This window comes from Flavobacterium tegetincola DSM 22377 (assembly GCF_000425485.1).
In the GTDB taxonomy this organism is placed as follows: Bacteria; Bacteroidota; Bacteroidia; order Flavobacteriales; family Flavobacteriaceae; genus Flavobacterium; species Flavobacterium tegetincola.
This window is the reverse complement of sequence record NZ_AUDN01000022.1, coordinates 34521-57539: the sequence shown is the minus strand read 5'-3', so window position 1 is coordinate 57539 and position 23019 is coordinate 34521. Positions and strand designations below refer to the sequence as shown.

The 23019-nt window shown below is 37.6% G+C and carries 19 protein-coding genes and 1 tRNA gene; 12 read left to right on the top strand and 8 right to left on the bottom strand.

The genetic code is table 11. The annotated features are described in order from the left end of the window. The first annotated feature begins 105 nt into the window (after nucleotides 1-105). From H602_RS0105575 to H602_RS20310, 5 genes are all read left to right on the top strand, one after another. The gene (locus H602_RS0105575) at nucleotides 106-1269 is read left to right on the top strand and encodes a beta-ketoacyl synthase N-terminal-like domain-containing protein (protein WP_026977135.1); all 1164 of its coding nucleotides are present in this window, start codon (nucleotides 106-108) and stop codon (nucleotides 1267-1269) included. Between the two features lie 182 nt (nucleotides 1270-1451). Further along, a complete protein-coding gene (locus H602_RS0105570; protein ID WP_026977134.1) occupies nucleotides 1452-2762 on the top strand; it encodes an RHS repeat-associated core domain-containing protein in 1311 nt (436 codons plus the stop codon). A gap of 8 nt (nucleotides 2763-2770) precedes the next feature. After that, a complete protein-coding gene (locus tag H602_RS0105565; protein ID WP_157504926.1) occupies nucleotides 2771-3262 on the top strand; it encodes a hypothetical protein in 492 nt (163 codons plus the stop codon). Between the two features lie 270 nt (nucleotides 3263-3532). Further along, nucleotides 3533-3883: a transposase gene (locus H602_RS20315; RefSeq protein ID WP_245574921.1), complete on the top strand. Its 351-nt coding sequence runs from the start codon at nucleotides 3533-3535 to the stop codon at nucleotides 3881-3883. Beyond that, the gene (locus H602_RS20310) at nucleotides 3855-4088 is read left to right on the top strand and encodes a hypothetical protein (RefSeq protein ID WP_245574920.1); all 234 of its coding nucleotides are present in this window, start codon (nucleotides 3855-3857) and stop codon (nucleotides 4086-4088) included. The genes H602_RS20315 and H602_RS20310 overlap by 29 nt, the downstream gene beginning before the upstream one ends. Nucleotides 4089-4273: 185 nt before the next feature. Here H602_RS20310 and H602_RS0105555 read toward each other — a convergent pair. Continuing rightward, nucleotides 4274-4357 (bottom strand) — tRNA-Leu (locus H602_RS0105555). A gap of 272 nt (nucleotides 4358-4629) precedes the next feature. On the opposite strand from H602_RS0105555, the gene H602_RS0105550 reads away from it, so the two are divergent. Both H602_RS0105550 and H602_RS0105545 read left to right on the top strand, forming a co-directional pair. Continuing rightward, complete coding sequence (locus H602_RS0105550; RefSeq protein WP_026977132.1) at nucleotides 4630-5571, top strand: ribose-phosphate pyrophosphokinase; 942 nt, start codon at nucleotides 4630-4632, stop codon at nucleotides 5569-5571. Between the two features lie 105 nt (nucleotides 5572-5676). Further along, nucleotides 5677-6288 carry a 50S ribosomal protein L25/general stress protein Ctc gene (locus H602_RS0105545; protein ID WP_026977131.1) on the top strand — a complete coding sequence of 204 codons (612 nt, stop codon included), beginning with the start codon at nucleotides 5677-5679 and terminating at the stop codon, nucleotides 6286-6288. A 319-nt stretch (nucleotides 6289-6607) separates the two neighbouring features. Here the strand turns inward: H602_RS0105545 and H602_RS0105540 are convergent, their stop codons facing one another. After that, complete coding sequence (locus H602_RS0105540) at nucleotides 6608-12688, bottom strand: GEVED domain-containing protein (protein WP_026977130.1); 6081 nt, start codon at nucleotides 12686-12688, stop codon at nucleotides 6608-6610. 62 nt (nucleotides 12689-12750) lie between these two features. Beyond that, nucleotides 12751-12945, bottom strand: coding sequence for a hypothetical protein (locus H602_RS0105535; RefSeq protein ID WP_026977129.1), 195 nt, complete (start codon nucleotides 12943-12945; stop codon nucleotides 12751-12753). 882 nt (nucleotides 12946-13827) lie between these two features. Between H602_RS0105535 and H602_RS0105530 the strand changes: the two genes are divergently transcribed. The 3 genes from H602_RS0105530 (at nucleotide 13828) to H602_RS0105520 (ending at nucleotide 15931) form a co-directional block, all read left to right on the top strand. Beyond that, on the top strand, nucleotides 13828-14526 hold the full coding sequence (locus H602_RS0105530) for a hypothetical protein (RefSeq protein WP_026977128.1): 699 nt from the start codon (nucleotides 13828-13830) through the stop codon (nucleotides 14524-14526). 120 nt (nucleotides 14527-14646) lie between these two features. Continuing rightward, nucleotides 14647-15267, top strand: a complete 621-nt coding sequence (pth, locus tag H602_RS0105525) for an aminoacyl-tRNA hydrolase (protein WP_026977127.1) — start codon at nucleotides 14647-14649, stop codon at nucleotides 15265-15267. Nucleotides 15268-15421: 154 nt separating this feature from the next. Next, complete coding sequence (locus H602_RS0105520) at nucleotides 15422-15931, top strand: hypothetical protein (protein ID WP_026977126.1); 510 nt, start codon at nucleotides 15422-15424, stop codon at nucleotides 15929-15931. A 34-nt stretch (nucleotides 15932-15965) separates the two neighbouring features. Here the strand turns inward: H602_RS0105520 and H602_RS0105515 are convergent, their stop codons facing one another. Both H602_RS0105515 and H602_RS0105510 read right to left on the bottom strand, forming a co-directional pair. After that, the gene (locus H602_RS0105515) at nucleotides 15966-16811 is read right to left on the bottom strand and encodes an EamA family transporter (RefSeq protein WP_026977125.1); all 846 of its coding nucleotides are present in this window, start codon (nucleotides 16809-16811) and stop codon (nucleotides 15966-15968) included. A gap of 333 nt (nucleotides 16812-17144) precedes the next feature. Further along, nucleotides 17145-17588, bottom strand: a complete 444-nt coding sequence (locus H602_RS0105510) for a nucleoside deaminase (RefSeq protein ID WP_026977124.1) — start codon at nucleotides 17586-17588, stop codon at nucleotides 17145-17147. A gap of 49 nt (nucleotides 17589-17637) precedes the next feature. Here H602_RS0105510 and H602_RS0105505 point away from each other — a divergent pair, with 49 nt between their 5' ends. Beyond that, nucleotides 17638-19419, top strand: coding sequence for a 1-deoxy-D-xylulose-5-phosphate synthase (locus H602_RS0105505; protein WP_026977123.1), 1782 nt, complete (start codon nucleotides 17638-17640; stop codon nucleotides 19417-19419). A 46-nt stretch (nucleotides 19420-19465) separates the two neighbouring features. Beyond that, nucleotides 19466-20452 (top strand): DUF3078 domain-containing protein, encoded by a 987-nt coding sequence (locus H602_RS0105500; protein WP_026977122.1) that lies wholly within the window; start codon nucleotides 19466-19468, stop codon nucleotides 20450-20452. Nucleotides 20453-20625: 173 nt separating this feature from the next. Here H602_RS0105500 and H602_RS0105495 read toward each other — a convergent pair whose 3' ends face one another. The 3 genes from H602_RS0105495 to H602_RS0105485 form a co-directional block, all read right to left on the bottom strand. Beyond that, a complete protein-coding gene (locus H602_RS0105495) occupies nucleotides 20626-21972 on the bottom strand; it encodes a deoxyguanosinetriphosphate triphosphohydrolase (protein ID WP_026977121.1) in 1347 nt (448 codons plus the stop codon). A 57-nt stretch (nucleotides 21973-22029) separates the two neighbouring features. Continuing rightward, the gene (locus tag H602_RS0105490) at nucleotides 22030-22251 is read right to left on the bottom strand and encodes a hypothetical protein (protein WP_026977120.1); all 222 of its coding nucleotides are present in this window, start codon (nucleotides 22249-22251) and stop codon (nucleotides 22030-22032) included. A 97-nt stretch (nucleotides 22252-22348) separates the two neighbouring features. After that, nucleotides 22349-22831, bottom strand: a complete 483-nt coding sequence (locus H602_RS0105485) for a regulatory protein RecX (RefSeq protein ID WP_026977119.1) — start codon at nucleotides 22829-22831, stop codon at nucleotides 22349-22351. Between the last annotated feature and the right edge of the window lie 188 nt (nucleotides 22832-23019).

The following is a 23019-nucleotide window of genomic DNA, read 5'->3' as shown; positions in this document are numbered from 1 at the left end:
AGCTTGATCCAGCTATCCGCTACATCTTTTCCCCGCTAAAGAAGCGGGAAAAAGGATACCACTGCTATCTGGGCTAGGAATTCCATTTTACCACATCCTTTTATTTTGCAAGAATCCATTGCCATCACTGCACTTTCATCGCTTTCTCCCTTAGGAAATAACTCCAAAGAAGTTTGGGATAATTACCTGCAACCGCATCATTTTATCCAATCAAAATCTTTTGGAACTGCCTCTGAATTTGCAGCCACCTTATCAATAGAAAACAAACACTTAATTGAACAATTGCGCAAAAGCGATTCTAAATACAAGTCGCTTGACGATACTGTTCTCATGGCAATTTGGACTTCGCGACAAGCGGTTCTGCAAGCCAATTGGAAAGATAAAGCTGATTTCGGAATCAACATGGGTTCTTCCCGTGGTGCGACCACTTTATTTGAAAATCACTTTCAAGAATTTTTAGAAACTGGAAAAGCACAAACACTAGCTTCACCAACTACAACTTTGGGAAATATATCTTCTTGGGTTGCGCATGATTTGCAATCTGAAGGACCAGAATTATCGCATTCCATCACGTGTTCCACCGGTTTACATGCGGTTTTAAATGGTGTCGCGTGGTTGAGAGCTGGAATGGCAGACGCGTTTTTAGTCGGCGGAAGTGAAGCACCTTTAACGCCGTTTACCATTGCACAAATGAAAGCCATGAAAATTTACGCGTTCCATACACCTTCGGATTTTCCTTGTCGTGCCTTGGATTTTACTAAAACTAGAAATTCCATGGTTCTTGGTGAAGGAGCAGCATCGGTAGGATTAGAATTGGGAAAACGAAGCAATGCATTAGCCTACATTACGGGAATTGGATATGCAACCGAGGTTTTGCAACACGGCGTTTCTGTTTCCACTGAAGCTGAATGTTTTAAAAAATCCATGAAAATGGCGCTTAAAAATAGTTCGGTACAAAGCGTGGATGCAATCGTGATGCATGCTCCGGGAACCATGAAAGGCGATTCCTCTGAATATAAAGCCATCCAGCATGTCTTTGGCGAAAGCCTTCCACTTTTAACCACAAATAAATGGAAAACAGGGCATACCTTTGCCACTTCGGGACTTTTGAGCATGGAATTAGGCTTGTTAATGATGCAACACAATCAGTTTATTCCCGTTCCTTTTGGCGAAAAGCAACATCAAAAAAAGGATATTAAAACGGTTTTAATCAATTCTGTAGGTTTTGGTGGTAATGCAGTGAGTATTTTGATGGAGTTAGACATTTAGTTTTTAAAAGGACAATTTCTATTACCAAACTGAAAATTTTTTCAAGCGATTGATATCAGAATCCCACAACCACATTGGGAAAGTTGCACTATTTCATTTCACTCTTTTACAATTTTTGATGCCGTTCCAATCACTATTTTCTTGCTTCAATGTAGTATTTACTGCCTGTTTTTTTCAGTAAAATGTCTTTAACGACAAAAATTAAATTTAACCTTACTGGACAAAATGAAATAAATTATCTTTACAATGCTGTTGGCGTCAAGTTGGTTAAAAAGGTAACCACAACAAATGCTATGCAAAGTACAGTGCTTACTTCTGTTGATTATGTAGGTGGTTTTCAATATCAGAATAATGAATTGCAGTTTTTCCCAACAGCAGAAGGATATGTGAGCGTAACGAACGGAGATAAATTTAATTATGTTTATAATTACACTGATCATTTAGGCAACTTAAGATTAAGTTATACCGAAGAAAATAATGAACTCAAAATTTTAGAACAAAACCACTATTATCCATTTGGATTGAAACACAGTTATAATCTTGACACAAGAGCTTATGACACTAGAAAAGATGTTTCAGCAGATCCTATATTAATTGCTGTGGATAGAAGTAATTATCAGTATAAATACAACGGCAAGGAGTATCAGGATGAACTTGGTTTGAATACTTATGCTTATGGTTGGAGAGAATACGACCCAGCAATTGGCAGGTTTAATCGAATAGATAGGTTTAGTGAAAAGTACCTTGACACTTCACCATATCATTATACAAAAAATAATCCAGTCTTCTATGTTGATGTTAAAGGAGATTCTCTAGCTGTTTTTAGACCGAACGGTTCCTTTTGGAAAGTTGAAGACGATGGTAAAGAAACGTGGAGTGGAAGATATTACCAAGATAGCAAAGTTAAAAGCAAAAAGGGAAAAACAACAGTTTACGAGTATTCAAATGCCATAAATTTTGATTTTGCCGACCCTGAATCAGATTCGAAGGCAATTAAAGATGGAGCAATTACTCATCTTATTATTGTAACCGATAAAAAGATAGGAGATATATTGGGTGAAGCAGGTGCTTTAGATTCAAAAAACAAGGATAGTTGGAATTACCTGAAAAAAGAAGGTATAGGTGGAGGAAAACTCGATTTTTCAGTTGGTGCGATACCCAATAATTTTGGTGGAGCATCAGCAAGTCAATTTGGTAAATATACCCCGTATCTTTTCTTGCCTTATGGAAGTAACACTGCTCACAATCACTTTAATTTTGGTAATTTTCTATTTGGAGCGTCAGGGTCTGCTATGGGATTTAGTGCCGGAACACTTATGGCTGGAGCTCATTACAATAGTTTAAAGAATTCGGACAGCAACGGATATTCACCGCAACTTGACAGTGCCGATGACCAGCGTTCAATTAAAGCAGGAGTGGAATATTCAACCCAACATCAATTTGGTAATAGAACATGGGATACTAAAAGTGGAGTATCCTCAATGCCTAAATAAAATTTTAAATGAAACTTAAACTTTATATTATATTATCATTAGTATTAGGAATTGTATCCTGTAAGAGTAATAAAGAAGATATGAATAATGTCATTGCAATATATAATGATGAAGATTTTTCATGTTTAAAAAATACTTTTATTAGTATTAGAGGTGGTGTAAATAATGACACTATAATATTACTTATTAGTAAAAGTGATAATGGATGCTCGCCTTACATCGTTACTGTGAATAATCAAACAAAAGAAATTGCAATTATTGACGGAAATTTACCGAAACGCGATTGTAATGGATACTTTACCGACGAGGAAATTGGAAACTATGTTAAGTGTTTTTTTAAATACAATTTTCAAGTTTTATCTGTAGATTTAGAAGGTAATGTTTTCATAAATCCGAATCAAGAGAATCCTCCTTCTTTATTGAGAGTGGAAAAGGATAAAGAGCCAAAAGACATTAAGTACTTTAAATTATACAAGGACAATTGGTATGTAAGAAAGTAAGGGAGTTTCGTATGCCTAAATGTATATAACATGTCAACCCCGATAGCTCGAATTTTCAATCCAAATATAAAAGTAAGTAAAACCAAAAAACCACCCCCACTGGTGCTCGTTTGTTCATTTCTCTGGTGCTCGTTTGCAACGAGTACCTACTTATCAATCAAAAAACAAATAGTAGCGTTTGCAACGCGGACTTATGCTATAAAATTCTTAAAATCCGAACCATTTACTTATCCAACTAATTAAGAGATTCAATATCTTTAAACATAAAAGATGTCCGAGAAATACAAAGTGATTGACAGCACAGTGCCAACCTTCATCACAATAACAATTGCGGACTGGGTAGATTTATTGACACGTCCTATTTATTGCAACATCATTGACGAATCTTTGAATTATTGCATTGAAAAAAAGGGATTAAGTGTACATCCTTACGTGTATATGACCAGTCATATCCATTTAATAGTAACTGCGTTCGAGGGTGCATTACAAAATGTCATTCGTGATTTTAAAAAATTTACCTCTAAAAAATTAATAGAAGCCATCCCTGAAAATCCAGAAAGTCGAAGAGAATGGCTTTTGAAGAAATTTAGTTATGAAGCCAAAAAAATCAGGAAGAGCTAAAAATTATAAAGTATGGAAAGACGGTTTTCATCCTGTTTTATTAGATACTTTAGAAAAAATCGAACAACGTGTAAATTACATCCATTATAATCCTGTTGAAGCTGAAATTGTATTTCATCAAAGGAATTACGTCAATAGCAGTTATAGAAACTATGAAAAAGATAACAATTTATTTTGCAACATGAAAGTTGAGCCGTTGTGGTAAATTTAGTTAATAAATCGTCTTGCAAATCCATGGTATTATTTAGAAATGATAAAGAATACGAGATGCAATTGACCATAAAAGCAATACTAAAAAATTAAAACCAACTCGTAATTTCGGCAAATTTTCGGCAAAATAAAATAAAAAAACTCCTAACTTGCTATAATATAGCTTATTAGGAGTTTTTATGGTACCCGGTGCCGGAATCGAACCGGCACATCAAAGATACTAGAGTTTGAGTCTAGCGCGTCTACCAATTCCGCCAACCGGGCTTAGCTTTGATGAAGTAATTCTTCATCCTGATAAAACAAATATCACTATCTGTTCCTTTAAGACGGTGCAAATGTAAAAAATAATTTTACATATTATCAAAAAAATAGTAGAAATTTTCGACGGCAAGTTCATTTTTATTCCTAAATTTGCACCTCGTTAAAACGACACAACACTAACTAACTACATTCGAGGCATTTATTGGCGTTTTGCACAATCCAAGCGATTACTGCGAAATCAAAAAAATACCAAAGAATAAAAACCTAAATTTAAAATGCTGTACCAAGAACCAGACGCAAAGATATTTGCTTGTTCAGAAAGCGTACATTTAGCGGAGCAAATTGCCGAGAAATACGGTGTACCGCTAGGTAAAGTTACCATCTCAAAATACAGTGATGGTGAATTCCAGCCGTCTTTTGAAGAGTCCATTCGTGGATTAAGAGTATTCCTAGTATGTTCTACATTTCCAAGTAGCGACAACTTGATGGAACTTTTATTGATGATTGATGCAGCCAAAAGAGCTTCGGCACGACACATTACTGCTGTAATTCCTTATTTTGGATGGGCACGTCAAGATCGTAAAGACAAACCAAGAGTTCCAATTGGAGCTAAATTAGTAGCCAAATTACTGGAAACAGCTGGTGCTACCCGAATCATGACCATGGATTTACATGCAGATCAGATTCAAGGATTTTTTGAAAAACCGGTAGATCATTTATTTGCTTCTACTATATTCTTGCCTTATTTAAAAGGTTTAGGATTGGATAATTTGACCATTGCTTCTCCTGATATGGGAGGTTCAAAAAGAGCCTATGCGTATTCTAAGTTTTTAGAGTCCGATGTTGTCATCTGTTATAAACAACGAAAAGCGGCAAATGTAATTGGAACCATGGAATTGATTGGTGAAGTAAAAGGCAGACACGTAGTCTTGGTGGACGACATGATTGACACCGGAGGCACTTTGGCGAAAGCCGCAGATTTAATGATGGAAAAAGGAGCTTTGAGCGTTCGCGCCATTTGTACCCACGCCATTTTATCTGGTGATGCCTACGAAAAGATTGAAAACTCACAATTAAAAGAGTTAATCGTTACCGATTCTATTCCATTAAAGAAAGCATCGAACAAAATTAGAGTCGTAAGTTGTGCTCCTTTATTTGCAGAAGTAATGCTTATGGTTCAACACAACAACTCCATTAGCGGGAAGTTTTTGATGTAGTTTGGACTTGAAAGATGGAAGTCGGAAGTTATAGGTTTGAAATTTGACATTACAGTTGCGTTTTGACATTGAATAAGAATTTTTTATTAATTATATATATTTACAATGAAGTCGATTACAATTAGCGGATCAGAAAGAGAAAGCGTGGGCAAAGTTTCAACTAAAGCCTTACGTAATGCTGGATTGGTTCCTTGCGTTTTATACGGAGGAAGTCAGCCAGTGCATTTTTCAGCAGAAGAAAAAGCATTTAAAACTTTGGTTTACACTCCAAACGCACACACTGTTGTGATTGAATTGGGAACTAAGAAATTCAATGCAATTATGCAAGATATCCAGGTTCACCCGGTATCTGACAAAATCCTTCACTTGGATTTTTATGAATTGCATGATGACAAAGAAGTTACTATTGAAGTTCCTGTAAAAGTTACAGGTGTTTCTCCAGGGGTACTTTTAGGTGGAGTTTTACGTTTGAACCAACGTCGTTTAAAAGTAAAAGCATTGCCAAAAAACCTTCCTGATTTTATCGAAGCTAGTATTTCTGGAATGGAAATGGGTAACAAATTATACGTTACTAAATTAGCGTCTGATGATTACAAACTTTTACACCCAGACAACACGGTTGTTGCTCAAGTAAGAATCTCTCGTGCAGCTATGAAAGCAGCTCAAGAAGCAGCAAAAGCAGCAAAAGGAGCTCCAGCAAAAGGAAAGAAAAAATAATAAAAACCTTTTTATTATTCAAAAGCACCAGTTTTACCGCTGGTGCTTTTTTTGTGCTGCATTTTTATTGTTGACAGGATAGAAAATAGAATATAGAGTAAAGAAAATAGAGTAAAGAGCAAAGAGTAAAGAGGATAGAGGATAGAAAATAGAATATAGAAAGCAACGCTTACGAAACGGATTATTAAGAGTTCTCTAATTTCTTAAATCGGTGTTGCAAGGAAAATAGCAACGGCCGTTTACCTTTAAATGTATCTTATTAGCAAACCTATTTGGGTTCTCCAAGCTCCCCTCCTTTGGAGGGGTTGAGGGAGGATTTCTACAAAACCTTTTCCGTTACTACGCCTCCATTTACCAAAGTCACTTTTACGATTAACGTTTGCTGATTGGCGCTGATATTATTGGTTTCAAAGCGATTGGTGTTGCAGTCCTTGCGTTCAAAAAGCAAGCGACCCATAAGATCATACACCGAAACTGTGGCAATAGTTTCATATGGCGAATGCACAAATAAGTTGGCGTTGTTTTTATAAATCCGTACCGCTTTTACTTGCTGGTCAAAACTTGGATTGCTCAGGTTTTCTTGCGGAACATAACGCAATACAAAACGAGTATTAAACGTTCCCGCAACCGTTGCAAACGTATAATTAGTGGCCTTTAAATCATGTACCACATTTAAAACAGTGTCTTCTAAGTAGATGTCCTGATTTTCCATCAGTCCGTCTACGTGGTCAATACTGATGGTTAGGTTTCCGGTTTGCGTACTCCTATATCCTAACGGAACAGTGTCTTGATTGCTAAACGGCAATGCACGTCCTTGGATTGTTAAGTTTTTGGCTTCTAAAATAGAGTAGAACGTAACTTTATTTCCACCAAAACTATCGCCGTCAAAACGATTATCGTAAGCATTGGTCGCGTTGGTCACATAACCCACTAACAGTTGATTGAACCCTTGCGTTTGTCCTTTTAAGTTCAACCAAACACGGTGTTTCTGATTCGTGATGGTGTTTTCTTCCTCAGCCACTGGCGACCTGAAAAATTGCGAATTGCTAAAGCTATTTCCACTTCCATCGAGACGCATGCTGTTATTAAAAATAGCGGTACTATTAGCGGCACCCTTAACAAAAAATCCTTGACCTGCGGCAATATAACCCAATGGTGCTGTATTACTAACACCAGAATTTGATGCTGCTGTATTTGTACTTCCCGTGTCGTTATAAACAGCGTAATCATTTGGAGTAAATTCTAGAGTTGGTCCACCAGCTGGAGTATTGTGCGTCCAAAAATACAGCGTCCCTCCTATTACATTATTCCCTGAAGCAGCACCGCTATTTGCATCTAAAAACTTATCTGCACTAATTGCTGACGGATAGGGATTTCCGAGTAGGTTCCATAAATTTGTACCCGAAGAGGCTCCTGCCACAGGAACGCTTATCATTCCATTATTGGGTTTACCTATAAAATTTGCTGTAAATGATTGCCCAACAGTTGTAAATGCTGTAGGTGCTTGAACAGTATATCCTCTACCGCCTTGCATTGCTAAAGTTGTACTTAATACCCAATTCTGAACAGCTTCGTCCCAACGATAGAAACGATTGGGATTGGTTCCCGTTGAAACATTGCCTAATGTAAAGCCTTGCACCGGCGAACTCCAATACGTATAGTCAAATTTGACCATAGGTTTTGTAATGCGCTCCATTTTAATAGTTCCTGAATTGAGGGCAATATCTTCATGCTGAACAAGACTTCCACCATTTAAAATAGTAACTTCTCCAGCATTTAGTAAAGCACCCTTGATATTTAAAGTAGCATCCGCATCCATGTGTACAACTCCTGTAGATGTAACTTCACAAGTACAAGCTTTTATATCACCGCCATTTGAAGTAGAATTGTATGTACCTGCAATCACAACTCTTTCTTCAAAAGTGGGAGCTACACCATTTCCAGACCATGCAGTCCCATTCCATGTTTTTTTAGCGATGCGCAGAAGTGAAGCCGTGGTAGCTGCATAACAATTGATACCACTCTCTCTAATTTGACAATAATACTGGTAATCATCAAGTCCTGAGATATCAGAAATAGTCAGAGTTGCACTTGCAGCTCCTGAATATAATGAACCATTGCTAATTTCGCTCCAGGTTCCTGAAGTTCCCAGAACATACCATTGGTAAGCCAAAGGCATACCACCAGCAAACCCTTCTACTCCTGCCACAGTCAATGAAGTGTATTTAATAGCACAGTCAATTACATATTGACCATTGTTCGTAATCGTAGGTGGCAATTTTAAAATAGGTTGTGATCCCACTCCAGTTAAACACTCGCCACTGCCCACACTTTGAGTTGTCCATTCTAAATCGTCAAACAGACTATTGGGATTCAAATACGTGTTTTTCCTTTTTAAATAATATCCTTTAAAATTAGGAGCCCTTACGTCATCAATAAGTACAGCGCCATTCATTAATTGAAAGCCATCATTCTCATTAAATCCAGAACTACCAAAACTCCCGTTACCCGTTGCAGGATAGATACAAAAAGAGGAAGAACTTACCCCTATAACCGCCACTTCACCTGCCGCTATCGTGCCACTCAAGTTTGCATATGTAATATACGTTCCTCCGTATGTTGGTGCTCTTTTTATAGAATATCCATCCAAATTCACAGCAACTCCTGTCCTGTTGTAAAGTGTAACTACGCCACCAGCACCACCATTTTCATCATATACTTCAAAAATAATTAAACCCGAAGCATTCCCTACGCTTGAAGCGCTGGCGTCGCAAGACGCAAGTTGCGTATCAATTACGTCAAATGCTTGCGTTTTAGCACAGCCTGTTGCTAACTGGACTGTAAAGCTACCGTCATTGGCATTTGCAGGAATAACCACTTCAACCTTATTAGATGTAACGGATACTATTGGAAGAGCTATATTATTATAACTAACACTTGCCCCAAGTAAATTAGATGTTGACGATGTAAACGAAACTAAAGTATTGACCGGTCCAGAAGTGGGAAACATTGTAACTGATGGAATAACAGTACACGTTCCTGTACCTTCAATAGCAAACAAATACGGATTTTCATCAGCATCATTATTATCAATACGCACAGTCGCAGTTCTTGTTCCGGCAACAGATGGATTAAACTTGATTTTAAAAGTTGTGGGCATTCCATTAATTACTGGAGTTGTTGCTTGCTGGGTTACTATAAAATCTGTAGGATTTAAACCTTCCATTTTAATTAGAGGCACGCCTGATAAAGATAGCGGAGCGATTCCAAGATTTTCAATAGTATACGTCTTTTCAACTGAATCCGTATTTAATGGTGTAGCTGCAAACAACGTATTATTCAAACCATACGGAGCATCAAATCCATTTGCAATCGAAATGGCACCTCCTTTTACATTCATTTCTGCATTTAATGGTTGAATGACGTTAATTGTATAATCTTCAACTTCGCCGTATTCGAATGAACCACAAGCCGATGGATTTGAATCTTGCTTGGAAATTATACGCATTCTAATATTGCCTGAAGCAGCATTAGTTGGAACATTAATATTCAATGGCGAATTTGAACTAAAACCATCTGTTAAATTTACAGCAGTTCCTAAATCATACTCTTCACCTGATTCAAAAGAACCACTTCTATTCCAATCCATCCAAGCTTTAATATAACTTGTGGTAGCATTATATGTTTTCACTCGTACTGATAAATTATAACTTGCTCCTTTATTTAAAGTAGTTGCTACTGTAGTAAAATCTGAGTATGAAGGAGTTGCTATCGATGAATTATCAATAGTATTGAATGAAACATTTGTAATACCATTTTCCCCTGTATTATTACTTGTAGCACCACAATAACTAATTCCTGCAGTAACACACATTCCTATACCTGCACTCCACTGTGTAGCGCTATTTAATTCGCGGACAAATACTTTATAACAGTAGTTAGTACCTTCCGTCAATCCCGTTACGATTACACTGTTTCCTGTTCCTTTATAAACCACTTTATTTGCTACAGAATACATTGGATTTGCAGTATACGATGATCCATCCCCGGTTGGCGTTAATGTAACTGCACCGACATTAGCCACTACCATATACTCATAACAATCTGCCGAAGCTGGAACCACATTCCACGATACGGTTGATGAAGTAGGAAGTACAGTAGCTGCTACATTTGAAACTTCGGGTATTTTAATACTATAGGACTGATTATAAGAACCAGAACTATTAATACCATTAGCCCATCCTGTGCCTGTTTCTGATGCATATGCAACTACTTTAAAAGTGTACTGTGCACTATTGGTCAATCCTGTTACAGTTACACTTGTTCCACTTCCTTTATACACTGCTCTACCCAACGTGCCATAGGTTGCTGCTAAAGTATAATTGCTATTTGCAGTAAAGTTCGAAGCATTTCCTGCGGTACCTGCAGCCATTTGTGGAACAGTAGCGTTCGTCTGTGCAAAAACAATATATCCTGTCGGTAAAGTACCTGAGGAAGCTTGCCATTTTATGGTCAACTGATTATTTGCAATACACGCTTTTAATTCTAAAGCATTATTAGGCGGACTTGAAAAAATTACACTACCATTTAAATTAACAGTTTTATTAGCTGCCGAAGTGCTTGTTGCTGTTACAACTTCATTGTACGTTCCTGAAGCTAAGCCTACCTTTAATCTAACGTAAATTGTAGTAGAAGCTAAGACTCTAGAAGTTGGAGTTAACGTTATTGCATTTCCAAAACCACTCCCTGAAGTTGTAGAAACTTCATAATTTGCAGGAGCAGAAAGTAAAACATCAGCCGTTAAATCTGTTCCCGAAGCAGTGAACGTTTGCTGCGTTGAAGGACCAGCTGCACCCGTATAATTGAATCCAGATAAAGATGTAGGTGTTAGAACAATAGTAGGTTTAGTAATAGTCAATACGCCACTATTAGCTCCTGTTGTCCAAAAATTATTATTTCTTCCACCATATCTAAACTCGGTACTTCCCGTTACCTTGTAGCGTGAAACATAATAATAAATTCCTGCCGGACGTGTTGCTCCTGCAATGTTTGCTACATACACATCATCGTTAGCCACTTGTTCAAAATGATTTGCGGGAATCCATGTCCAACCCGAGTTGAAAGACGCTGGTGTAGTGGCGTTTGTAGTGGAAATCCCAATCCATGCCGTAATTGCAGCATTTGGACCAGGAGTCTCAGTAAATCCACTTTTAAATACCTTGCTGTATACAATAAAATCAGCCCCCTCAGTAATAGTACCATTAGATGGAAATTGAATGTTTGCAAAATCAACTACATTTGAACTAATATTTAATTGACCACTTAAGTTGGTACTGCCGTTCCAGATTCCACCTGCAGTAGGTAGATTCGAATTATATCCCCCGTAAATCCAAGGCTCAGTTCCATACCTGAAACGAATAGCATAATAATGAGTTCCAAGTGCCAAACCTGAAAAGGTAGATTTATATTCATCATTATTTCCCTTTTGAGCATTAAAAGTGGCAGCTTGCCAATTGGTCCAAGTACTGGGATCATCGTTTACTAAATTATAACCTATCTCTGCCGTAATCCCACTTCCTGCCCCTGCCGCTTCTGTTAAACCCAATGCATATACTTCTCCATAAACATCAAAAGAAGTTCCTTCGAGAATATTTCCTGTTGGCGGAAATTGCAAATTAGCAAATGTGATAGTATGATTAGGCGTCCATTGGGCATATAAAATAACACTCGTGGCAAAGGGATAACTAGCACCATTCGCATAAGAAGTTCCGCCTCCACTTGCAACTGTATTCCATCCAGCGAAGGAATATCCTGTTCTAGTGAAAGTATTCGCTGTAAGGTTAGTTGTAGTATTCGCTGTTTGGTTTGCCATTGTCCCCGTTCCTCCATTTGCGTTGAAGGCTACAGCGTTACCTGCTGTTTCATAAGTAATTGTATAACTTTGAATATATAAACTGTTATCAGTAGCCGCTATGGTTATAACAACATTTTGACCTGATGTAATAGCATAAGCAGTTGGAGTTTTAGTTATATTTGTATAGTTCGCAGTATAAGAGCCATTCCAAGCTGCAGTGCTAAAAGTACTGTTAGGAATTGAAAATATTGAGGTAAGTCCTGCAACTACGTCAAGTGTTCCTTTGCCAGAATTACTATTAGATTTCATCTCTAATACTATACTTGTTATTTTATATCCCGCATAACCACTTAAGGTTAAAATAGCATTTTTTCCACTAGTTATTTGTTTTTCAGTAGTATAAGTCTGTGAATAAGTATGACTTGACCCAACTGGTTTTGTACCACCTTGTGTTGCTGCACTTGTAGAGGTAATAGTATAAGTAGCTGTCTGCCCAAAACTAAACACCGAAACCAAAAGCGTTATTAAAAGTAAAAATTTTTTCATATCAATTTGTTTTATTTACTCTATCATTGGTTTTTTGAACCACCAATCAAGGGAGCATTATTCTATCTGTATCTAATTTTTAGTGCAAAAGCGGTTTTTCTAGCAGCATTGTTTTTCCATAGAAAAATCAAGAGCGCTGGATTTTCAGTGGTAAGCAGTAAACGACTTCCGTTTCTGCGGCAAGGAATAAAAAGCAATACGGCTGCATTCCCTAAACTTCCATCAACGTGCTGACTTCCAAAGTTTGCGAACAACAAAAATAGAAGAATTTTAGATATTTTTAACAAAGTAGTGTAGTATTTATGTTAAATAATTGTACCGTCGTGGCACATGGCAATTTCCGTGGCGCTGCTAGACCTTTAGACTGCTTCGCTTCTGACCTGCTGGACACCGACGCACAGCCGTACCCGAATTGGTTTCGCACAGACGACCTTCTCCTATTCAAAGTACACTAGCGCAAACATTGCTTTGGAAGAAATAAAGATGATTATGCCAAAATTATAGTGGTAGACGTGACAATAATAGATGAATGTGCCATAATTATAGTTATTCATGCCACAAACAACTATAATTGTCACACAATTATAGTTGCCGATGCCATAATCATGTATGTATTTGCCAAAATTATGTATGATTTCGCAAAAAACAATTGAATGTAGAGAAGTCCTCCCAAGAACACCTCATTTTCCAAATACAAACAAAGCAACAGGCCAGCAAACAGCAGGTAGCTTTAAATAACAATGCACATCTCTAGCATTGCAAAAGTAAAAGCAACACTTTCAAATACTAGAGTTAAAATGTTAATTTTGTAATAGTACGCTATATAAGCAAAGAACCGAACTGTAGCTAACTATTTAAATAAAAAACAGATAACAAATTTAAATTCAATTTACATAAATATAACACGATGCACTTTTAGATATAATTACGTGTTTTAACATTTATACAAAAAATTATATAATTAGAATATCGTTATTAACAAATTTACAAATAATGATGTAAAATGGAGTAAAAAAATTAACATTAGCAATAATTAACATTTGCCAATTTAAACATAAATAATAATTTATTCTTATCATTAGAGCGGAAAAAATACCATAACTTTGTGTTTAAGTCGAATTAACTAACAATTACACACTATGAAAAAATATTTTACTTTAGCATGTGTACTTTGCTTTTTTGCAGTTAATGCACAAAATGTAGGAATTAATACTACGAGTCCATCGGCTACATTGGACGTTGATGGAAATGTCAAAATTAGAACGGTTGATGCTGCTGCTGTTGCAACCACGTATGATTACTTAGTTGTTGATCCGACCTCGAAAGAGGTTCAAAAGGTGAATGGGAATTTCGCATCTGCAACAAATACGACGATTGCGAAAGCAAAATTAAATGATGGCTTAAGTTTGCTCAATATCAATATTCTTGGTAGCGATTTTAAAAAAATTGATTTTAACTCTAGCACGGAAAGTATAAACCTTACTACTAATTTTGATCTTGCCACGGGGCAATATACCGTTCCATCCACGGGGATTTATGAGATTTACTTTTATTTTAGATTTGGCACAGGAGTTCAAGCAAATCTACTATCAAATCTGCCAAGTATAGGAATACTTAGGACAGTTGCTGGCAATACCAGTACATTAGATGAAAAGCCATTTTCAGGTGTAAATTTATTAGTTGCAAATGTTACTATTAGCGCCTCCGAGATTAACTCTATATATGAACTTAACCAAGGAGATAAAATTTCTTTCGGATTCGATAAAGGAGGACTTTTATCATTAAGTCTTTTAGGAAGCAGTAGAACTGAATTTGTAATAAAAAAGATTTCAAATTAAAAAAAAATCTTTTACAGTAAAAACATCCTGAGCACGTCTCGGGATTTTTTTTGGAATGTTGGGAGAGGGATGTTGGAAGGCGGAGGATGATATTGCCATTGAAATTTGTATTTTTACACCATGAACTGGTTTACACAATTATTTACAACACAAAAAACAATACCTACAGATTCAATGAAGAAATTTTTAATTGTTGGTTTGGGCAACATTGGTGCTGAATATGTCAATACGCGACACAATATTGGATTCAAGATTTTAGATCACTTGGCACGCAAAGAAGGACTTGATTTTCAGACCGTAAAATTAGGTGCGCTTGCCGAATACAAGTTCAAAGGCAGAACAATGCTGCTGTTAAAACCCAATACCTACATGAATCTTTCGGGGAAAGCCATCAAATACTGGATGGACAAAGAAAACATTCCCGTGGAAAATATCTTAGTCATTACAGACGACTTGAATTTGCCTTTTGGCACGATTCGCATTCGCACCAAAGGTAGCGACGGCGGACACAACGGACTTAAAAACACGCAATTGATGCTCAATACTACGGCGTATCCGCGGTTTCGTTTTGGCATCAGCGACGAATTTAAAAAAGGACAACAAGTGGATTACGTCCTAGGCAATTGGGACGAAACCGAAAAAGCCAACCTACCCGAACGCTTAGATCTTGCCACCGAAATCATCCGATCCTTCGGAACCGCTGGTTTGGAACATACCATGACGGGGTTTAATGGGAAGTGATTTTTGGGTTGTAAGTTGTGGGTTGTAGGTTGTAGGTTGTAGGTTGTAGGTTGGTTGGAAGTTTGTGGTTGGGAGATGGAAGTTGGGATTTGGCAGTTGAGAGATGGAAGTACCATTTTGAATTATAACAAACGCACTATTAAAAATATATAGTATGAAAAAAATATTCTTTTTACTTGTTACCGTTGCTGTTGCAATGGGTTGTAAATGCAAAAAAACGACTGTCGAGCTTGCAGAAAAAAATACTGAAACTACTATGAATAATTGTCCAGCTGATGCTACATGTACTTCTGAGGTTCTTGAAAACAAGATGCTTTCCATTGTAATGGACATTCCTACTTCTAAACCGTACTACAACATCGAATCCAATGAAGGAACAACGGTGTACCGCTTTAAAATGTCCGAAAACGTAGACCAGCAATATGTTGACGGCGGTTACCATGAGGAAATAGTATTCGAACTTCCTTCCGATTTTAAAACAGGCGTGCTCACAGGCAAAGAACTAGAAAACACAAAAGCCTTATTTGGTGTCTTTTGCTACTGCAAAGGAAAAGCAGGATATTACAGCATTACCAAAGGCACGATCACCAAAACCAACGAATCGATTACAATTGAAATTCCTGAAATTGTCGAAGGACAAAAGGTTTTTAAATGGATATTTTAGTGCATCGCAGTTTATAATTGCACAACTTTAATCCTTAAACTAAAACCAGCAACACAATCGACACTAGCGCTAGAAGCAATCCCGCATAGTTCAGTTTAGTAAGCGATTCTTTAAATGCCAGGACGCCAACCAAACTCCCTAAAATAATAACACCCATATTCATTCCCGCGAAGACAGTGGAAGGCGTCGCTGCAAAAGCCTTGTGCGCTTTGAGGTAAAACAAAATATTACCAAAGTTGAACAACCCGACTAGAAAGCCGAACAATACGTTTCTTGGGTGATAGGTTTGCATTTTTTTACTCTTTCCATAAAAAACCGCTATTGTTGTTACTAAAAAAGCAATTGCAAACACAAAGAATAATGAAGTTGTATACGGTACTGCGGTGTAAACGGCTATTTTTTTGAACAAAATATCTATAATTCCAAAACCAATAAAAACCAAAAAAGGATACTTTAAATTGGAACTCTTGGAAGCACTCGGCTTTATCAATATAAAGAACAAAGCAGCGAATCCTACTACCAATGCTACTATTTTTTGCGTACTAAAGGTTTCATTAAACAGCATCCATGCTGCTAGAATAGGAATAAAAAGCGACAACCGTTGGGCCGCATCTGTTTTTACAATTCCGATATTTGCAATAGAAGAAATCAGAAATAGAAAGACTACGGGAAGTAAAACACCCAAAGCAGCATACACTAAAAATGGAGCAGAGGTGTCCATGGCAGTCAGATTTGGTTTAAATGCAACCGCAGAAAAGACCAATGCAAACAAATAATTGAACCACACAATTTGCACATTATTAGTATCGTACCGGCGACTGATTTTAAAAATAACACCCACCGAAACGCTGCAAATGATTCCTAGTAATAAATACAACATCGTTTTATAATTTGGGGCAAAAATAGGGATTTAGGTTTTGGAAAAGCGCGTCTCTACTTTAAAATTCAAAACACAATTCCCACTGAAAAAAGCCCTTTTAATTAGAGCAAACGCAATGCTTGTTCATCCTAAAAACTACCCTAAAGTTGAAGTTCTCATTGACGATTCCTATTTCACAGCGCCAAAGTTACAATTGCAATGCACAATGTCAAAAGTTATTTGCAAAACTATTTACTGAACAGACACCCTACTTAAATGCACTACCAATTTTCTCACTCCCTAGCATCCACATTCGTACCTTTCAACTGTAAACCGACCATAAACAACCGCAACCTACTTCCTCTTCCCTTCAAAAAACCGTTGCATCAATTCCTTTGAATCTTCTGCTAAAACGCCAGAAACCACAACCGTCTTGGGATGCAATTGCGTTCCCATCGCTCGATACCCGCGCTTTTCATCGGAAGCACCAAAAACAATTTTAGTAATTTGACTCCAATATAAAGCTCCAGCACACATTTGACACGGTTCCAATGTAACGTACAAGGTGCAATTTTTAAGATACTTTCCACCCAAAGCGTTGGCTGCAGAAGTTATGGCCTGCATTTCGGCATGAGCGGTAACGTCGTTCAGTAATTCCGTTAAATTATGGGTTCGGGCAATGATCGTATCGTTGATTACAATTAAAGCACCGACGGGAATTTCACCACGTTCAAAAGCCATTTCAGCTTCTTGCAAAGCGCGTTTCATAAAGTAAGCGTCGTCGAAGATGTTTTCCATAACGGCAAAAATAGAAAACAATATTGTAAATTTGACTTTTATTCCAACTATGAAACCTACGCTACTTTCCAACATTGATTCTCCTGCTGATTTACGCCAACTTTCTGAAACAGCATTACCGCAACTTGCCCAAGAATTGCGAGACTTTATTATTGATATTGTTTCGGTAAAGGAAGGACATTTGGGTGCCAGTTTGGGTGTGGTGGAATTGACCATCGCCTTGCATTATGTATTCAATACACCCGAAGATGTACTGGTTTGGGATGTAGGTCATCAAGCGTATGGCCATAAAATTCTGACCGGAAGGAAAAATCAGTTTGACACCAACAGGCAACTGGGTGGGATTTCGGGTTTTCCAAAAAGAAGTGAAAGTCCGTTTGATACTTTTGGCGTAGGCCACTCCTCCACGTCCATTTCGGCGGCTTTGGGAATGGCATTGGCTTCGCAATTGAACGGCGATTTAAATAGAAACCACATTGCAGTAATTGGTGACGCTTCCATTGCTTCCGGAATGGCATTTGAAGGATTGAACCACGCCGGAACTACCGATGCTAATTTATTGGTCATATTAAACGACAACGCTATTGGTATTGATCCAAGTGTTGGTGCTTTGAAGAGTTACCTGACTGCAGTCAAATCCGGAAAAAACCCAAAGCAAAACAACATGATGAAGTCGCTTAATTTTGACTATTCAGGTCCTACTGACGGACACGATGTTTTTGCGATAATCAAAGAATTAAAACGTTTAAAACGCAAATCGGGTCCTAAGTTCCTGCACCTTATTACCACAAAAGGAAAAGGACTCAGTCAAGCAGAAGCCGATCAAGTAAAATACCACGCTCCAGGCAAATTTGACAAACATACTGGCGAAGTCCTTCCTAAATTAGAAACGCATCTGCCTCCAAAATTTCAGGATGTATTTGGGTTGACCCTTTTGGATTTGGCTCGCAAAAACGATAAAATTATTGGAATTACGCCTGCAATGCCTTCAGGAAGTTCCTTGAAGTTCATGATGGACGAATTTCCAAAAAGGGCTTTTGACGTTGGAATTGCCGAACAACATGCGGTCACACTTTCGGCAGGAATGGCCACGCAAGGAATGATCGTGTATTGTAACATCTATTCGTCGTTTATGCAACGCGCTTACGACCAAATTATTCACGATGTGGCGCTGCAAAACTTACCCGTAATTTTCTGTTTGGACCGTGCCGGTTTAGTGGGAGAAGATGGGGCAACCCACCACGGAGTATTTGATTTGGCTTATTTGAGGTGCATTCCAAACATCCTGATTTATGCACCGAGAACCGAAGTGGAGTTGCAAAACATACTTTACACCGCTCAATTGAACTTGTCGCAACCCATTGCCATTCGGTATCCAAGAGGTCGAGGCATTACGGTAGATTGGCAAAAAAAGCATTTAGGAACTTATGAAAAAATAAATATTGGAATTGGAATTCAATTAAAAAAAGGAACTTCCTTTGCTATAATTTCTACGGGAACTATAGGGAATAATGTGACCACTGCATTAGAAACAACTTTAAACGCAGCGTCATTTTCGCATTATCATTTTCCTTGGGTTAAGCCGATGGATGAAAATTTGCTTCACAACATTTTCAAACAATATTCCACAATTATTACCGTTGAAGAAGGTACCGTAAAAGGAGGTTTTGGTGGAGGAATTGCAGAATTTGCAGCAGACAACCAGTACAGTAACCCGCTTCATATTTTAGGTGTTCCCGACTTTTTTATAGAACATGGAACAGTAGATGAGTTGCAACGCATTTGTAAAATAGATGCGAATAGTTTGCAAATAATTTTTGAAAGCCTTTAAAATTACCGACTTTTGCACCTTATTTTTCTGACCTAAATTTAGTACTATGCGATTTTTACCAGTAGCCTTCGGGTTATTTTTCTTATTTTCTTTGAACAGTTTTGCACAAACGGGCGATACGATCACCACAAAACGAGTGGAGACAGTCAAAAAATTAGACTCGGTAAAAGTAGTCCCCTCTCCTTGGAAAAAGGAAAATATTGTGGGTTTTGATCTGAGCGAAATTGCCTTTGTCAACTGGAATGCGGGAGGAAACAGCTCCATTTCTGGATTGTTAAAAGGAACATTTACCAGAAATTATGAAGTAAAAAATCAAAAGTGGTTGAATGAATTGGTCGTGCGCTACGGAATCAGCAAACAAGACGGCGTGGAATTGCGTAAAACGGACGATGCACTTCAATTTAACTCTACCTTTGGCTACCGAAAAGACACCACTTCCAACTGGTACCACAGTGCTAAATTTAATTTCCGTACGCAACTTACAGACGGTTATTCCTATCCAAATACAGAAATTTCAATCTCGGAAATGTTTGCACCTGCTTATACTTTTCTAGGAGCTGGAGCTGAATACAATGATAAGCAAAAGACGATGCAATTGTATTTTTCACCCGTTACAATGAAAAATACTTTGGTTTTAAACCAGCGTTTGGCCAATCAAGGTGCTTTTGGAGTAACCAAAGCCATTTATGATCCAATAACTGAAGAATTGATTCGAGAAGGAAAAAAGTCCCGTACTGAACTGGGTATTTTAGTCATGACCGGTTATAAAAAGGAAATTTTTACGAATATAAAGTTGGACAACCGTCTGAGTTTATACAGCGATTACATCAATAACTTCGGAAATGTAGACGTGGACTGGCAGATGCAATGGGAATTTATTGTCAATAAGCACGTTCGAGCCACTATAAACACACACCTTATCTACGATGACGACATTAAGGCAAAAGAAGAAATTGATGGCGAACAAGTAACTGTTGGCCCAAAAATTCAGCTCAAACAAATGTTAGGCGTTGGACTGACGTATAGGTTCTAAGTGTAAAAAAATCATTTGGGCGTGCCCCCAACCCGAGAAATTTCGGGTTGGCGTCAGGCTGTTCGTTCCCGCTTTTATTGCTTTCTACAAAGCAATAAAGAGCTCCTCTTCCATCCTTCACGCGAAAAATTTAGGTAAAAGACCGCTCTAATTTTCAGCAGTCCTCTAAATCCTTATACTTTCTTCCGACCGTTTATCATTTCAAATAATTCCAAAGCGTTTCCATCCGTCAAGAGCGATACGTAATGACAAATGTGCAATAACCTGCCATATAAAGTTTCCTTTTCGACTTGGAATTTCTCGGGTAACATTTTTAAGATAAGTTGGTCGTAATTGGATAAATTACCCTCATATTGATTGTTCACAGCTGTGATGAATTTATCCAACAAAGTTTGTAGTATTTCATAACCCACAATTTCTTTCTCAATCACTTCCCGACTTTGGTAAATTTTTTCCACGCTCAAATTAATGATGTCCTTCATTTGAGCTTTGTATTTACTTTTATCAGTCAATGCAAAATGGAATTCTCCTTTTAAAATAGCTTCTTCATTTTCAATAAATAAAGCTACGGCATCGTCAATCAATGTACCAATAGCAACGGCACGGAGGTAACTAATGCGGTCTTCCTTTGATTTGAGTTGGTTGAATTTTGGGGTGTCAATACGGTCTTTAACCAGGTTTATTAAATACTCCAACGCATAATCTTCAGAAACCAAACCCAGGTTAATTCCATCTTCAAAATCAATGATTGTGTAGCAAATATCATCTGCCGCTTCCACTAAATACGCTAATGGATGGCGCTGGTAGTGAATTTCGCCATTGCCTGATTTTTTGATAAGACCCAAATCGGTAGCCACTTCTTGGAAAAACAACTTGTCTTGCTGGAAAAAACCGTACTTTTTATCGGCAATTTCTTTGGTTGGTTTCTTAGGTAAGGATTCTTTTGGGTATTTCATGTATGCTCCTAAAGTTGCATACGCCAACCGAATTCCACCCTCAATTCCTTCTCGGCTGCTGCTTAAGACGGAAAAACCATTTGCATTTCCCTCAAAATCGACCAAGTCCTGCCACTCTTTTGCCGAAAGGCGGTTTTGGAAACCTTTCCCCTTTCCTATTTTAAAATATTCACCGATTGCTTTCTCACCGGAATGACCAAAGGGAGGATTTCCAATGTCGTGTGCCAATGAAGCTGCAGCTACGATTGCTCCAAAATCATTTGCTTGATAGCCGTGGATTTCCTGCAAATACGGATATTTTTCAATTATTTTCTTTCCTACCAACCGTCCAATCGAACGTCCAACAACGGAAACTTCCAGACTGTGCGTCAACCGTGTGTGTACAAAATCGGTTTTTGAAAGTGGAATAACTTGTGTTTTATCCTGCAAACTTCGGAAAGCTGCCGAGAATATAATACGGTCGTAATCAACTTCAAATACCAATCGGGTTTCGTCTTGTTCTTTGCGCAAACGCTTGTTTCTGTCGCCTTGCCGTTTTAAAGACAAAAGTTGTTCCCAGTGCATCATTTTTTATAGGTTGTGGTTTGTGGATCTTAGAACTTAAATTTATTGCATTCCTAATTACTCCTTCTCGTTTGCCAAGAAAAAGACTCTTGACTTCTGGTTGTATTTATTATAACTTCGATCGCTTGGATTGGTAATAACGGTTTTGATGTTCACTTCATCTCCAAGTTTAAAATTACTTTCGGTGTATTGGTAATCCAATAAATAGGGACCACAAAAATAATTTCCGTCCGCATCTTTCTCAATAATTCCTGTGTAAACTCCTTTTTCTTTGCTCATTTTATTATTTTTTTCAAATGTAAGAAGATTTGCTTTGGCAAGTAAAACTTTTTCCAAAAAGTGATCTTAAAATTTAAAAAAAAGCAAGTCTCTGGTATTATTTTTCCAAGCCTTCGAGTTCTTTAACTTTTTCATATACCATGGCACTTTCAAAACCTTTTCTAAGCATGAAATCGCAAAACTTTTTTCGCTTTGTTAATCGTACGCGTTCCGTCATGTGTTCCCAATGTCTTTCGGCAAGTGCGTCAAAATTGGTGTAATACATTTCGTCTGTAATTTCCTTCAATCCTTGCTTGATATTGTATTCAGATATACCACGCATTTTAAGTTCGCGGACAATTCTGATTTTTCCCCAAAATTTTATGCGGTGTTTTCCTCTGGCAAAACTACATGCAAAACGCGTTTCATTTAAAAAATCATGCTCAATCAGATGCACAATAATTAAATCAATGGCTTCAGGAATCATTCGTAACGAGTGTAATTTGGCAATTACTTCCTGATGGCAGCGGTCTTGATAGACACAATAATGCTCAGCCTTTCGAGTCGCTTCAACTAACGTATGGGAAGTGGTACCGTGCATGGAATTGTGCTGTTTTGATTTGCATTACAAAATAAAGGAAATTAAATTGAAAAGCACTTGTGAAAGTAGACTTTTGAATCAAGCATCTTCCGATAAGAAACATTTCCGCATCTGTCATTCATTTCAACTATAACGCAACTGTCACACAACAAACCAAATAAAGAAAGGCACCTTAAATAGTTCTATTT

Coding starts and splice junctions, on each gene's coding strand:
- H602_RS0105570 (WP_026977134.1), top strand. CDS start 1,452: ATGTCTTTAACGACAAAAATTAAATTTAACCTTACTGGACAAAATGAA.
- H602_RS0105565 (WP_157504926.1), top strand. CDS start 2,771: ATGAAACTTAAACTTTATATTATATTATCATTAGTATTAGGAATTGTA.
- H602_RS20315 (WP_245574921.1), top strand. CDS start 3,533: ATGTCCGAGAAATACAAAGTGATTGACAGCACAGTGCCAACCTTCATC.
- H602_RS20310 (WP_245574920.1), top strand. CDS start 3,855: ATGAAGCCAAAAAAATCAGGAAGAGCTAAAAATTATAAAGTATGGAAA.
- H602_RS0105550 (WP_026977132.1), top strand. CDS start 4,630: ATGCTGTACCAAGAACCAGACGCAAAGATATTTGCTTGTTCAGAAAGC.
- H602_RS0105545 (WP_026977131.1), top strand. CDS start 5,677: ATGAAGTCGATTACAATTAGCGGATCAGAAAGAGAAAGCGTGGGCAAA.
- H602_RS0105540 (WP_026977130.1), bottom strand. CDS start 12,688: ATGAAAAAATTTTTACTTTTAATAACGCTTTTGGTTTCGGTGTTTAGT.
- H602_RS0105530 (WP_026977128.1), top strand. CDS start 13,828: ATGAAAAAATATTTTACTTTAGCATGTGTACTTTGCTTTTTTGCAGTT.
- pth (WP_026977127.1), top strand. CDS start 14,647: ATGAACTGGTTTACACAATTATTTACAACACAAAAAACAATACCTACA.
- H602_RS0105520 (WP_026977126.1), top strand. CDS start 15,422: ATGAAAAAAATATTCTTTTTACTTGTTACCGTTGCTGTTGCAATGGGT.
- H602_RS0105515 (WP_026977125.1), bottom strand. CDS start 16,811: ATGTTGTATTTATTACTAGGAATCATTTGCAGCGTTTCGGTGGGTGTT.
- H602_RS0105510 (WP_026977124.1), bottom strand. CDS start 17,588: ATGGAAAACATCTTCGACGACGCTTACTTTATGAAACGCGCTTTGCAA.
- H602_RS0105505 (WP_026977123.1), top strand. CDS start 17,638: ATGAAACCTACGCTACTTTCCAACATTGATTCTCCTGCTGATTTACGC.
- H602_RS0105500 (WP_026977122.1), top strand. CDS start 19,466: ATGCGATTTTTACCAGTAGCCTTCGGGTTATTTTTCTTATTTTCTTTG.
- H602_RS0105495 (WP_026977121.1), bottom strand. CDS start 21,972: ATGCACTGGGAACAACTTTTGTCTTTAAAACGGCAAGGCGACAGAAAC.
- H602_RS0105490 (WP_026977120.1), bottom strand. CDS start 22,251: ATGAGCAAAGAAAAAGGAGTTTACACAGGAATTATTGAGAAAGATGCG.
- H602_RS0105485 (WP_026977119.1), bottom strand. CDS start 22,831: ATGCACGGTACCACTTCCCATACGTTAGTTGAAGCGACTCGAAAGGCT.